We start from the raw sequence: 12,682 nt of genomic DNA, 5'->3' as shown, positions 1-12,682 counted from the left end.
CCCCCGGAAGTCGCTACGATCTGCGGAAACAGTGTGAGGAACGTTCGAATGATGGTCCGCCCGCTGGCGGGTCTGCCACCAAGAGTGTGAGGGTGTGGCTCATGAACATCGGTACCCGGAAGATCGTCGTCGACGAGGCGATCGCGCAGTTGCGGCTGTACGCCGAGACGAACGGCGCCGTGCTGCAGTACTACGACGGGCTGCCGGGGATGACCACCGTCGGCGGCTCGGACCCGAACCGGATCACGCTCGAGGACCTGGCCCGGACGATGGTGATCGGGTCGGACCTGCGGGCGATGGACATCCCGTGGCTGCTCGAGGTCGAGACCGAGAAGGAGCTGGCAGCGATCCCGGTGGACGCGCGGCTCGAGGACGCGGCGCCGGGCAGTGAGCTCTTCGAGGCGGCAATGGCGCTGGACGACAAGTTCACCGGGCACCGCGGGTTCGGGCACGCGAAGAAGTCGAAGCTGCTGCACCTGAAGCGGCCGTACCTGTATCCGGTCACGGACAGCTTCATCCGGATGACCTACGGTACGTCGGCGGCCGGCTCGGCGTTCCTCGCCGCGGTCCGCGACGACCTGGTGAACCCGGCCAACATCCGCGACTTCAAGCTGCTGCAGGTCCGCCTGATCGCCGAACCGGCCACCAGTGCCGCCCGGCTGCTGGGCGAGGTGCCGACGCTGCGCCTGCTCGACATCCTCGCCTCGCTGCTGGGGGAAGCGAAGTAGTTAGAGCACCCCGAGCCGCGCCAGCGGCTCCACCAGCTCGCGCTCCTCGTAGGACAGGTGCGAGAGCAGCGTGTCGTCGAGCAGGTCCATGGCGGCACGCAGTCCGTCGATGCTGCCTGAGCCGTCAACGAGCGCTACCAGCGCTTTGTCGACACCTTCCAGTACGTCGTGAATGATCTTGTGCTCCTCCTGCAACCGGTCCACGACCGGTGCCAGCGCAGGGTCAGCGCGCCGGAGATGCGGGAAGAGCGACGCGTCCTCCAACGAGTGATGCGTTGTCACCAGCCGGCAGTACGACTCGCAGTACGTCCCCAGCGTCCAGTTGTTCTGCCGCATGGTCATCGTGTTGATGTGTGACCGGGCTGCACCGACCCCTAGCGTCCCGGCTGCGACCTGCTCCACCAGATCGCGCACCTGCTCCAGCTCAGCACGCAGATGGTCGTGTACGTCGATCAGGTGCTGCCCCGACTGCAGCTGGTACGGCGTATACGTCCGCGACGGGTCCTGACGAGGCCCGGTCGGCCGCGCCGACTCGTCGAGCAGCTGTACTGCGCTACGCCGCACAGCCGGAGGTGGTGTCGGTACTACGCCAAAGCTGGACACCGGAGCCGGAGCAACCACGGCGCCCGACCGTGCCGCCTCAACAGCCTCACGTACGCCAGTAGCTACTTCAGCGAAGCGCCTGATGTCGTCAGGGTTGTCCGAGGCAAGGATGTACGTGCTGATGCCCTCCCCCAGCGTCAGCTCGGTCAGCTGGTCGATCCACAGCTCCTCAGGCCCCTGCAGGAACCCACCGTGCCCGCTGAACTGCCCGGCGATGTTGTAAAGCCGCCTGATCGCCGCGGGCTCCCGCCCGGCGTCCACAGCCGCCTCGTCGATCACCTTGTTCATAGCGGCCAGCTCGTCCGGCCCGGCGTACCCGCTGCTCGGCAGCCAGCCGTCGGCGAGCCGCCCGGTCAGGGCCAGCATGCGGGGCTTGTACGCGCCCAGCCAGATCGACACGTCGTGCGCGGGCGCCGGACCGCGCTTGGCGCCGGCCACGGTGTAGTGCTTGCCCTCCAGCCGGATCCCACCGCCTCCAGGCGTCCAGACCTCGCGCATGATCGCGATGGCCTCCTCAAGGGCGGTAATGCTCTGCCCTGTGGTCAGCCGCGGCCCGGCGTTCGCCGCAACAGCCTCCAGGAACCCGCCAGCGCCGAGCCCTAGCTCCACACGGCCACCCGTGATGAGGTCCAGCGTCGCGACGCTGCGCGCCAGGACCACGGGGTGCCGAAGCGGGAGGTTGGCCACGTTCGTGGTCACCTTGATGCGCTCGGTCTGCGCGGCGACGACGGACAGCAGTGTCCACGCGTCCATCAGCCGCGGCTGATACGGGTGGTCCTGGAAGCTGACCAGGTCCAGCCCGACCTGCTCGGTCAGCTGGGCCAGCGCGATCACCCGGTCCGGGGCGTCGACCGCGGGGGTCAGGAACGTGCCGAAGACCAGCTCATGCCCATAATCCATGCGGTAAAACTACTTCGCTAGATGAATAATCTCAACTACAGAACATCTACTGCCGGACGAGCAGCCCGAACGCCTCGGCCGGACTCAGCTCGCCGCCACGCGCGTACGCCGCCTGATAGTCCGGCGCCGAGGCTGCCGCGGCGACCGCGCGGTCGAGGTCTTCGGTCTCGGTGGCGGCCATCAGGTAGTTCTCGGACGCCCGAGTGGCCGCCGTACATCCCAGCAGGACCGCTGCGAGCTCCTTGTCCGGATGACACGCGGCAATCCCCTCCAGCGCCCAGCACATGCCACGGAGCGAGTCGAAGTCCTCCGACACCCGAAAAGCCTCCACGTGCAGCTCCAGAGCGTCCGCCAGCCGCCCCTGCAGCTCCCTGACGAACCCGAGCTCGTCCAGCACCAGCGACAGGTACAGCACGGCCTCCTGCTGCTGACGGGCGGCGTCGATCAATGCCTGCAACCGCTCCGACGCCTCGTCGAGAGCCCCGGTACGACGAGCCGCGAACGCCAGCACGATCTCCGCCAACGCCTGCGTGGCGCGCTGCCCCTGCTCCGTGGCGAGCCGTACGGCGCGCTCGCCGTACGACCGTGCTGCCTCGTACCGGCCCTGCCGGATCGACGTCCAGCCGAGCATGCCCAGCTCGTTCGCCAGCTCCGGCCACAGCCCGATCTCCTCAGCAGCGGCCACACCTTCCAGGTGCAGCCGTTCCGCCTCGTCGAAGTCACCGACAAGCTCCGCGTGCGCACCGAACCAGCTGGTCGCCTGCAGCACGCCCCACCGGTCCCCCAACGCCCGGAAGATCGTGATGCTCCGGCAAGCGTCGTCGTATAGCGCCGGCAGGTCGGCTCGTACGTGTGCATGCTTCGCCCGTGCCGCCAGGACTGCGCCAACACCCCACTGGTCGCCGTCTGCTTCAAAACGCTTCAGCGCGCTGTCCAGCAACGTCTGACACGCAGCCAGGTCGCCCGCATCGCTAGCGGCGTAACCGATCCACCACTGCCCCAGAGCATCAGCGGCGTCGATCCAACGGTCGCGCTCGGCGGCGGCCTCAGGACGGCCCAGCAGGTACAAGTAGCCGGCCCGCCAGACCCCAGCACGCGCAGACCCCGGTACGGCTTCCAGCGAACGCAAGGCCTCCAAATGACGCCCACGCAGGAACCAGTACCAGGCCAACGCGACCACAAGCCGCTCCGCGAGCTCCAACTGCCCCGTGGCCACGGCACGATCCAGCGCAGTTCTGAAGTTGGCCGAGTCCTCGTCCAGCAACTGCAGCCACCGCCCCTGCTCAGCACCGAACAGCCGAGCCGCCTCAGCCAGCGACACGTAGTACTCAAGATGACGCTGCCGCACAACCTCCAGCTCGCCGGCGTCCTGCAGCTTGTCCGTGCAGTACGCGGCCACCGACTCCAGCAACCGGAACCGCGTCCCGTCGACAGGTACGACGAGCGACCGATCAACCAGCCGCACGAGCACGTCCAGTACGTCGTCGGCGCCGCAGACAGCCGCCGCACCTTCCGCCGTACAGCCGTCCGCGTGTACGGCGAGGCGCTGCAGCACGGACCGCTCCGCCGGGTCGAGCAGCTCCCAACTCCAGTCGATCATCGCGTGCAACGTCTGCTGCCGTGGCGCCGCACCGCGATGCCCGGTCGCCAGCAACCGGAAGCGGTCGTCCAGGCGCGCTACCAGGCCACGTACGCCGAGCGCCCGTACTCGCGTCGCCGCAAGCTCCAGCGCCAACGGAATCCCGTCCAGCCGCCGGCACAGCACGGCCACGTCAGCGACCGTCTCCGAAGTCAGAGCGAACCCGCGTGACGCCGCAGCAGCCCGTGCAACGAACAGCTGCACGGCACTGCACGCCTCCACCGTCTCCGGCTCGGAATCAATGCCCGGGATCACCAGCGGCGGAACACTCCACACCACTTCACCAGCCAGCCCCAACGGCTCACGGCTCGTCGCCAGCACCTGAAGCCCCGGGGCCGCAGCCAACAGCCGATCGACCAGTACTGCGACGTCTTCGACCACCTGCTCGCAGTTGTCCAGCACAAGCAGCCGGGAGCCCATGACAGCAGCCAACCGATCCACGATGGCCTCGCCGGTGTCCCGCAGGTCCAAAGCGGCCTGCACTGCATCCGTGAGCGCGTTGCTGACCGACAGAGCATCCGGTGTCACGGCGGCCAGCTCCACCAGCACAACACCGTCGCCGAAGCGGTCAGCAACCGCAGCAGCCGCTCCGAGAGCCAAACGGGTCTTGCCGACACCACCAGGCCCAGTCAGCGTCAGCAACCGAGCCGTGCCGCCCAGAGCAGCGCCAAGATCGGCCAGGGCGTCGTCTCGGCCGATCAGCTCGGTCACCTGGGCCGGCAGATTGTTCCGTGCGTGCGGTAGCTCCTGCGTGAGGATCGACTGCTGGAGCGCCACCAACGACGGACTGGGGTCCAGGCCGAGCTCTTCCAGTAGAAGCGAGCGCACCTCGTCAAAACTCGCCAAGGCCTCGCTCTGACGTCCCGCACGGTACAAGGCCCTCATGTGCGCGGCCCGTAGTCCCTCACGCAGCGGATGCTCACGGACGAGGTCCGACAGGTCAGCCGCTGACAGGTCCGCCCGCTCACACGCGCTGAGTCGTTCGTCGGTCAGCCTGGCCACTGCAGCCTCGACGAAGGCGTCATCGGCAAAGTCCGCGTACGCCGGCCCCCGCCACAACGCCAAGGCCTCTTCAAGGGCCCCCGCAGCAACCAACTCACGGAAGCGGTCGGCGTCACACCACCCACGATCCAGGTCGACCGAGTACCCGGCAGGCCCTGACCGCACCAGCGAGCGACTACCCGGCTCAGCGTCCTCGAACGCACGCCGCAGCTGCGACACCTTCGCCGACAGGGTCCCTGACGGGTTCCCCGGGAGCTCGCTGCCCCACAGGTGGTCGATCAGCCGGTCAGCGGGCACCGGACGCCCCTCGTGCACCAGCAGGTCGGCCAGCAACGCACGCACCTTCAGCCCCTGGATGACCACGGGCGTTCCCGCGTCCGTCCAGGCCGTCACCGGTCCCAGCACCCCGAAGCGCACCACCGAACACTAACCGGAAAGAAACCGTAAACGCCTTCCGGCAGAGTCTGGGTCAGACGGAAGGAGGACGGCAGATGCGACTGGCAGTGATCATCGGCAGCACCCGCCGTGGCCGCTTCGGCCCGACAGTGGCGCACTGGCTCGCTCAGCAGGCTGCCAAGCAGTTCGAGGTCGACCTTGTGGACCTGGTGACGGCAAACCTGCCGGACACGCTGCCCGACACCGACGAAGTTCCGCCGCAGGAGGTCCAGCAACTCGGTACCAGGCTGGCAACAGCAGACGCGTTCGCCGTTGTCACCCCAGAGATCAACAGCAGCTTCCCAGCACCGCTGAAGACAGCCCTGGACTGGTACTACGAGGAGTGGCACGCCAAGCCGGTAGCCATCGTCAGCTACGGCCGTGAGTACGGCGGCTGCCACGCCACCGCACAGCTGCGACAGGTCTTCACCGAACTCCACGCCGTCACCATCCGCAACACCGTCGCACTGCCCTGCTACTGGGAGCAGTTCACCGCAGACGGCGGCTGGCCGAAGCCGTCCGCCGGCTACGAGACAACAGCCAAGCTCATGCTCGACCAGCTCGTCTGGTGGGCCGAAGTACTACGCGACGCCCGCAACCGGCGCCCGTACCAACCGTGAGAGGAAAGACCCATGAGGAAGCTGATCGAGTCCACGTTCGTCACGCTGAACGGCGTCATCGACGAGCCGCAGAACTGGAGCCCGCCGTACTGGGACGACGAGCACATGGCATACAGCCAGAGCCTGATGGACGGCGTCGAGGCGCAGGTGCTCGGCCGTGTCACGTACGAGGGCTTCGCCGACGCCTGGCTGTCCCGCGCCGGCGACCCGATGGCCGACGTCTTCAACGCGATGCCGAAGTACGTCGCCAGCCGCACGCTGACCGACTGGAAGTGGAACGCGCAGCCGCTCGAGGGCGACGCGGCCGACGCCGTACGGCGGCTGAAGGAGTCCGACGGCGGCGACCTGATCAAGTACGGCACCGGGTCGTTCTCGCGGACGCTGCTGGAGCACAAGCTCGTCGACGAGTACCACTTCTGGATCTTCCCGGTGGTTGCCGACGGCACCAACATGCTGCAGGGCAGCGGCATCGAGATGACCCACCTCGAGCTGCTCGGGACCACGACGTTCAAGTCCGGCATCGTGGTCCACAAGCTCGGCCCCAAGAAATAGCCCTCAGGGGGTGCGGGCCGGACCGCACCCCCTTACGGAGCGATGTTCTGGTTCAGGTGGAACACGTTGTCCGGGTCGTACCGGCGCTTCACCTCCGCCAGCCGGTCGTAGTTCTGCCGGTAGTTCTCCCGGATCCGGCCCTGGTCGTCGCCGGCCATGAAGTTGATGTACCCGCCGGCCTCGGAGTGCGGCGCGATGTCGTCGTAGTACGACCGCACCCAGTCGATCGATGCCTCGTTCTGCGCCGGGTCCGGCCACATGCCGGCGATCACCGTGGCGAAGTTCGCGTCCCGGTAGGCGAACGCTGTCGCGTCCGCGGTGACCCGGTGGCAGGCGCCGTTGATCGGGTAGATGTGTACGGTCGAGTTCACCGCCGGCAGCCCGGCCGCGTGCCGCAGGTGCGCCTGGATCGCCTCGTCGGTGAGCTCGGTGACGAAGTTCGCCTTCCAGTAGTGCTGCAGCCCCGGCGGCACCAGCGCGTCGAACGCACTGTTCAGCGCCGGGTACGGCATCGGCCCGACGTGCTCGGCCACCACCGGCGCGAACGAGCGGAACTTCGAGATCTGCGTCTCGCCCTCGTCGAGGTCGCCCGCCCAGCAGCCGACGATCGCCGCGAACGGCTCGCCGTGCCGGTCCTCCGGGATGAACGGCAGCGGCGGCGCGATCTGGAACGCCGGGAACCCGCCGAGCTGCTCGGGCGCGTCCATGATCAGGTCCCGGAACCCGGCCAGTACGGCGGCCGCGTCGGACAGCTCGAAGAACATCGGGCCGCCGTAGATCGTCGACAACGGTGCCAGCCGGTACTCCAGCGCGGTCACCACGCCGAAGTTGCCGCCGCCACCACGCAACGCCCAGAACAGGTCCTCGTTCTCCTTCTCGCTGACGATCAGGAACTTCCCGTCCGCGGTCACCACGTCCGCCGACACGAGGTTGTCGCAGGACAGCCCGAGCCCGCGGGCGAGGTACCCGATGCCGCCGCCGAGCGTCAGCCCGCCGACCCCGGTGGTCGAGATGATCCCGCCGGTCGTCGCCAGCCCGAACGCGTGCGTGGCCGCGTTGAAGTCGCCCCAGGTCGCGCCGCCGCCGGCCCGCGCGGTCCGATTCACCGGGTCCACCCGGACGTTGCGCATCCCGCTCAGGTCGATGACCAGCCCGTCGTCGACCGTTCCGAACCCCGGCACGCTGTGCCCGCCGCCGCGGACCGCGATCTCCAGGTCGTTCGTCCGCGCGTAGTCGATCGCCGCCATCACGTCACCGGCGTTCTCGCACCGGACGATCACCTGCGGCCGTTTGTCGATCATCCAGTTGTTGACACGGCGCGCCGCGTCGTACTCCTCGTCGCCCACCGTGAAGACCTGTCCCCGCGTGCTCTCCCGCAGGTTCTCGATCATGCGCTCGCTCCCCTGTGCACGTTGCTGTCGCAGATCGGCGTACACACGAACACGTACGCCGCGCAGACCGGCACTGCCGTCGAGCACAGCACGAACCCCAGAAAGCGTCTGAACCCCCGACGGGCGGCCGGCCCTCCCCCAGACCCGCCCGTTCCCTCCGAATCTCCCAAGCCGGGAGAGTTTCGTCAATCCCCTTCGGGCAACGTACTGAGCAGCCGGCCCTGGGCCTGCTCGAGGTGATACGCGAGGTGTTCGGCGGCCGCCGCCGGGTCGCCGTCCTGGATCGCGGTCAGGATCGCCGCGTGCTCCTTCGCCACGGTCGTCGGCGCCGCCTTCCGGTGCGCCTGGTACTGCCCCATGGTCAGCTGCACCTCGCCGATGATCAGCTCGTGCATCCGGGCCAGCCGGCGGCTGCCGACGGCGGCCACCAGCGCGGTATGGAACGCGATGTCCGCGTCGACCTGGTTCTCGAACATCCGGTCCCGGGCGGCGTACTCGATCGCGACCTGGGCGCGGGCCGCGTCCGGCGGCACCTCGCCGGTCGCGGCCAGCGCGGAGACCGCCGCCTTCTCGATCGTGATCCGGCTGAAGAACAGGTCCCGGATCTCGGCCTGGTCGAGCACCGGGACCACCGCGGTCTTGTGCGCGGTACGGCGCAGCAGCCCGAGCGCGGTGAGCCGCTCGAGCGCCGCCTTGGCGGTCGGGCGGGCGACGTTGTACTCGGTGGCGAGCCGGACCTCGGTGAGCTTCTCGCCCTGCGGGATCTCGCCGTTCACGATCCGCTTCCGGATCGACTCGTAGAGCGCATCGGTCAACGAGGACGGCCCCAGCTCCAGGCGCGCTTCGGTACTCACGGGACCCCCTCCGACGGGCAAAAACTGTCAGGCAAGTGTACTGGCCTAATAACCCGCGGCCTTGTCGACCACGTTCCGCAGCGGTTCGCCGCGCGCGAACCGGCCGAGGTTGTCCGCGACGATCTCCGCCGACCGGCGCAGCGTCCCGTCGCTGGTGGCGCCGTTGTGCGGCGTGACGACGACGTTCGGCAACGACCAGAACGGGCTGTCCGGCGGCAGCGGTTCGACGCCGTGCGCGTCCAGCCCGGCGCCCGCGATCTGCCCGCTCCGCAACGCCTCGAGCAGCGCGTCGTCGTCCGCGATCCCGCCGCGCGAGATGCAGACGAAGTACGCCGACGGCTTCATCCGCGCGAACGCCTCCCGGTCGAACACCCCGGCCGTCGACGGCGTCCGCGGCGTCGTGACCACGACGAAGTCGGACTCCGCGAGCAGCTGGTCGAGGTCGCACAGTACGTCGACGTTCGGCGACGGCTGGTCCGGACGGCGGCGTACGCCGAGGACCCGCATGTGGAACGCCTTCGCCTTCAGCGCGAGGTCCAGACCCGAGTTCCCGAGCCCGTAGATGCCGACCGTACGACCGGCCAGCTCACCGTGCCGGTAGTGGTCCCAGCGGTGCTCGGCCTGCGCCCGCATCCACCGCGGTACATCGCGGTTCAGCATCATCATCAGCAGCATCGAGTGCTCCGCGAGCGAGATGCCGCCGTTGCCCGCACTCGACGTGAGCACGACCGGTGACGTGAGCATCTCCGGCGTCAGGTCGGAGTCGACCCCGGCCGACGGGCTGTGCACCCACCGCAACCGCGGCGCCTTCGCCAGCAGATCGCCCGGCAGATGGCCGATCACCGCTTCGGCCCCGGCCAGGTCCACACCCTCCAGCGACGCCACGAACCGTACCGGCAGCGCGCCCGCGGCCGCGACGTACGCCGGATTCTCCTTGCCGACGACAACGATCATTTCAGCCCCGTGGTGGCGATGCCGCGGATCAGGTACTTCTGGGCCACGGCGAAGAAGATCAGGATCGGGATCAGGGACAGCAACGACATCGCGAACAGCATGCCCACTCCGCTCTGGGTCTCGGAATCGACCATCGAGTTCAGCGCCACCGGTACGGTGAACACCTGCGTCCTGGTCAGGTAGATCAACGGTACGAAAAAGTCGTTCCACGTCCAGATGAACGTGAAGATCGTCGTGGTCACCAGCGCGGGCCGCATCAGCGGGAGTACGACGTACCAGAACGTCAGGAACGGCCCGGCACCGTCGATCCACGCGGCCCGGTCCAACTCGCGCGGCAGCGTCCGGATGAACTGCACCATCAGGAAGACGAAGAACGCGTCGGTGGCCAGGAACTTCGGGATCAGCAGCGGCCAGTACGTGTTCACCATCCCGAGCTGCGAGAAGAAGATGTACTGCGGGATCACCAGCACGTGGAACGGCAGCATCACCGAGGCGAGTGTGATCGCGAAGTACACCTTCCGCATCCGGAACTGCAGCCGGGCCAGCGCGTACGCCGTCAGCGAGCAGGAGAACAGGTTGCCCGCGATCGACCCGAGCGTGACGACGAGAGAGTTCAGGAAGAACGCGGAGAACGGGCGGTTGAGCGCACCCCAGCCTTCCTTGAAGTTCTCGAAGGTGACCTGGTGCGGAATGATCCCCGGCTCGGTGAGGATGTCCGAGGGTGGTTTGAACGCGCTCACCACCATCCAGATCAGCGGGTAGATCATGAATGCGACGAACACCAGCAGGCCGGCGTGTTTCAGTAGCTTGGGCATCAGCTGTCTCCGTAGAAGACCCAGTACTTCGAGACCAGGAAGTGCAGCGCGGTGACGACGGCGATCGCGACCATCAGCACCCACGCCAGCGCGGACGCGTAGCCCATGTCGAACGCGACGAATCCCTGCTGGTACACGTACAGGGTGTAGAACAGCGTCGAGTTCGCCGGACCGCCGGTGCCGCCGCTGATGATGTGCGCCTGGGTGAACGTCTGGAACGCGCCGATCGTCTGCAGGATCAGGTTGAAGAAGATGATCGGCGTGAGCAGCGGCACCGTCAGGTGGGTGAACTGCCGCCAGACGCCGGCGCCGTCGACCCGGGCCGCCTCGTACAGCTCGTCCGGGATCTGCCGCAGCCCGGCGAGGAAGATCACCATCGGCGAACCGAACGTCCACACATTCAGGACGATCAACGTCGCGAGCGCGGTCCGCGGGTTCTGCAGCCAGCTCTCGCCGTGGATCCCGACCAGCGCCAGGCCCTTGTTGATCAGCCCGTCGTCGCCGAAGATCTCCCGCCACAGGATCGCGATCGCCACCGACGAGCCGAGCAGCGACGGCAGGTAGAACGCGCTGCGATAGAAGGCCAGACCGCTCAGCCCGCGGTCCAGGATCAGCGCGAGCAGCAACGCGAACGCCAGCTGCAGCGGCACCGAGACCAGCACGTAGATCAGCGTCACCTTGACCGACGCCCAGAACTGGTCGTCGTGGACCATCCGACGGAAGTTCTCCAGCCCGGTCCACTCCGGCGGGTTCAGGATGTCGTACTTCGTGAACGCCAGGTACAGGGAGGCGAGCAGCGGTACGGCGGTGACCAGCAGGAGCCCCAGCTGCCAGGGGATCAGGAAGACGTGCGCGGCCCTCCCCTGGCGGTTGAGGTGGAATCGTGACGAGGTCATGCGGCCCGCTTGATTCCGTCGCCGATCGCGTCGTACAGCTTCTGCGCGCCGTCCGGTACGGCGGTCTTCCCGAGCGCGATCTCCTCGCAGATCCGCGACATCGTGGTCCGCCAGGTACTCGATCCGGGCGGCGCCTCGTACCGCGGTTTGCGCTCGGCCTTGCGCTCCTCCGCGACCACGGCGAGCATCTCCTTCTCGTCCGGGCTCGCGAACGCCGCGGACTGCTCGGCGACCTTCGCGTTGATGGGCGCACCCATGGTCAGCCGGACGGTCTTCAGCATCTCGGCGTTGTTCACCGAGTAGTCCAGGACCTTGCCGGCGGCCTCGAGGTTGCCGTCGTCGATCCGCTGGTAGATCGCCATCCGCGGGAAGTACAGGTACTTGTGGCCGGCCGGTGCGTCCGCCGCGACCGGCGCCGGGCGGAGCCGGAACTTCTCCTTCGGGAACACCTTCGCGTCGTCGATGATGTGGTTCGAATTGCCGAACATCACCAGCGTCTTCTTCCCGACCTGCGCCCAGTCCGGGCCCATCCCCTCCTGCTCGCTGAGCGACAGCGCCCCGCCGGCCTTGCGCAGCTTCTCCCACCAGTCGAGCCAGCTGCCCAGTCCGTCAACGGTGAACCCGATCTTGCCGTCCTGGGTCCACAACTGCTCGCCGCGCTGCCGCAGCCACGCCTCGAAGGTCAGGTCGTGGTCCGGCACGTACGGAACGCCCTTACGCTTCCCCGGATTGTTCTTGCTGTAGGCAATCAACAGCTCGGACAGACTGTCCCAGCTCCAGCCCGGCCCGGGCGCCGGGATCGTCACGCCGTCGGCCTTCGCGACGGTCTCGTTGTACCGGATCACCGGCGTGGTGATCGCGAACGGGAGCGTGTTCAGTTGACCGCCGAGCTTGAAGCTCTCGATCTCGTCCTTGCTGTAGTCGTCCCACTTCAGCGTGGAGATCCCGTCGAGATTCCGGTACAGCTTGCTCTTCGCGTACGTCATCACCTGCGGGGACGCGATCCAGAACACGTCCGGGACGTCCCGGGCCGCGATCTGCGTCGTCATCCGTTCCTGGAACGCCGTGTAGTCGGCGAACTCCGGTTCGATCGTGATCGACGGGTTCGCCGCCGTGAACGCCTTCAGTGCCTTCGTGTAGTTCTGCTGGCGGATGTTGTTGCCCCACCACGCGTAGCGCAACGTCACCTTGCCGCCGGACGCCCCGCCGCCGCTGCCGCCGCAGCCCACCAGTCCCGCGGCGGCACCGGCCGTCAGGGCGGCCTTGAGAAACTCTCGTCGATCCATCTCGCTC

At 67.8% G+C, this 12,682-nt stretch carries 11 protein-coding genes; 3 read left to right on the top strand and 8 right to left on the bottom strand.

The features are described from left to right. Nucleotides 1-101 precede the first annotated feature (101 nt). Complete coding sequence (locus tag ACQHIV_RS03430) at nt 102-728, top strand: DUF6308 family protein (protein ID WP_427891558.1); 627 nt, start codon at nt 102-104, stop codon at nt 726-728. Here ACQHIV_RS03430 and ACQHIV_RS03425 read toward each other — a convergent pair whose 3' ends face one another. Continuing rightward, on the bottom strand, nt 729-2,231 hold the full coding sequence (locus tag ACQHIV_RS03425) for an LLM class flavin-dependent oxidoreductase (RefSeq protein ID WP_427891556.1): 1,503 nt from the start codon (nt 2,229-2,231) through the stop codon (nt 729-731). A 46-nt stretch (nt 2,232-2,277) separates the two neighbouring features. Continuing rightward, nucleotides 2,278-5,289 carry a BTAD domain-containing putative transcriptional regulator gene (locus ACQHIV_RS03420; protein ID WP_427891554.1) on the bottom strand — a complete coding sequence of 1,004 codons (3,012 nt, stop codon included), beginning with the start codon at nt 5,287-5,289 and terminating at the stop codon, nt 2,278-2,280. Nucleotides 5,290-5,363: 74 nt separating this feature from the next. Here ACQHIV_RS03420 and ACQHIV_RS03415 point away from each other — a divergent pair, with 74 nt between their 5' ends. Together ACQHIV_RS03415 and ACQHIV_RS03410 are read left to right on the top strand one after the other, a co-directional pair. Next, entirely contained in the window at nt 5,364-5,927 is a 564-nt protein-coding gene (locus ACQHIV_RS03415) for an NADPH-dependent FMN reductase (protein ID WP_427891552.1), read from the top strand. Nucleotides 5,928-5,939: 12 nt separating this feature from the next. Further along, entirely contained in the window at nt 5,940-6,479 is a 540-nt protein-coding gene (locus tag ACQHIV_RS03410) for a dihydrofolate reductase family protein (protein WP_427891550.1), read from the top strand. Nucleotides 6,480-6,511: 32 nt separating this feature from the next. Here ACQHIV_RS03410 and ACQHIV_RS03405 read toward each other — a convergent pair whose 3' ends face one another. From ACQHIV_RS03405 to ACQHIV_RS03380, 6 genes are all read right to left on the bottom strand, one after another. Beyond that, a complete protein-coding gene (locus ACQHIV_RS03405; protein WP_427891548.1) occupies nt 6,512-7,870 on the bottom strand; it encodes an FAD-binding oxidoreductase in 1,359 nt (452 codons plus the stop codon). Nucleotides 7,871-8,055: 185 nt separating this feature from the next. Then, nucleotides 8,056-8,724, bottom strand: coding sequence for a GntR family transcriptional regulator (locus tag ACQHIV_RS03400; protein WP_427891547.1), 669 nt, complete (start codon nt 8,722-8,724; stop codon nt 8,056-8,058). A 45-nt stretch (nt 8,725-8,769) separates the two neighbouring features. Beyond that, entirely contained in the window at nt 8,770-9,678 is a 909-nt protein-coding gene (locus tag ACQHIV_RS03395; protein ID WP_427891545.1) for a D-2-hydroxyacid dehydrogenase, read from the bottom strand. Next, nucleotides 9,675-10,493, bottom strand: coding sequence for a carbohydrate ABC transporter permease (locus ACQHIV_RS03390; protein ID WP_427891543.1), 819 nt, complete (start codon nt 10,491-10,493; stop codon nt 9,675-9,677). Before ACQHIV_RS03390 ends, ACQHIV_RS03395 begins: the two co-directional genes overlap by 4 nt. Further along, nucleotides 10,493-11,389, bottom strand: a complete 897-nt coding sequence (locus tag ACQHIV_RS03385; RefSeq protein WP_427891541.1) for a carbohydrate ABC transporter permease — start codon at nt 11,387-11,389, stop codon at nt 10,493-10,495. The genes ACQHIV_RS03390 and ACQHIV_RS03385 overlap by 1 nt, the downstream gene beginning before the upstream one ends. Continuing rightward, nucleotides 11,386-12,675 carry an ABC transporter substrate-binding protein gene (locus ACQHIV_RS03380; protein WP_427891539.1) on the bottom strand — a complete coding sequence of 430 codons (1,290 nt, stop codon included), beginning with the start codon at nt 12,673-12,675 and terminating at the stop codon, nt 11,386-11,388. The genes ACQHIV_RS03385 and ACQHIV_RS03380 overlap by 4 nt, the downstream gene beginning before the upstream one ends. Nucleotides 12,676-12,682: the final 7 nt, after the last annotated feature.

It is taken from the genome of Kribbella polygonati, from assembly GCF_050320105.1.
Taxonomy (GTDB): Bacteria; Actinomycetota; Actinomycetes; order Propionibacteriales; family Kribbellaceae; genus Kribbella.
Note: the sequence above shows the minus strand (reverse complement) of the source record. Positions and strands in the feature narration are given on the sequence as shown.

Bases quoted from the DNA above. Each gene is read 5' to 3' on its own strand.
- ACQHIV_RS03430 (WP_427891558.1), top strand. From the start codon at position 102: ATGAACATCGGTACCCGGAAGATCGTCGTCGACGAGGCGATCGCGCAG.
- ACQHIV_RS03425 (WP_427891556.1), bottom strand. From the start codon at position 2,231: ATGGATTATGGGCATGAGCTGGTCTTCGGCACGTTCCTGACCCCCGCG.
- ACQHIV_RS03415 (WP_427891552.1), top strand. From the start codon at position 5,364: ATGCGACTGGCAGTGATCATCGGCAGCACCCGCCGTGGCCGCTTCGGC.
- ACQHIV_RS03410 (WP_427891550.1), top strand. From the start codon at position 5,940: ATGAGGAAGCTGATCGAGTCCACGTTCGTCACGCTGAACGGCGTCATC.
- ACQHIV_RS03405 (WP_427891548.1), bottom strand. From the start codon at position 7,870: ATGATCGAGAACCTGCGGGAGAGCACGCGGGGACAGGTCTTCACGGTG.
- ACQHIV_RS03395 (WP_427891545.1), bottom strand. From the start codon at position 9,678: ATGATCGTTGTCGTCGGCAAGGAGAATCCGGCGTACGTCGCGGCCGCG.
- ACQHIV_RS03390 (WP_427891543.1), bottom strand. From the start codon at position 10,493: ATGCCCAAGCTACTGAAACACGCCGGCCTGCTGGTGTTCGTCGCATTC.
- ACQHIV_RS03385 (WP_427891541.1), bottom strand. From the start codon at position 11,389: ATGACCTCGTCACGATTCCACCTCAACCGCCAGGGGAGGGCCGCGCAC.
- ACQHIV_RS03380 (WP_427891539.1), bottom strand. From the start codon at position 12,675: ATGGATCGACGAGAGTTTCTCAAGGCCGCCCTGACGGCCGGTGCCGCC.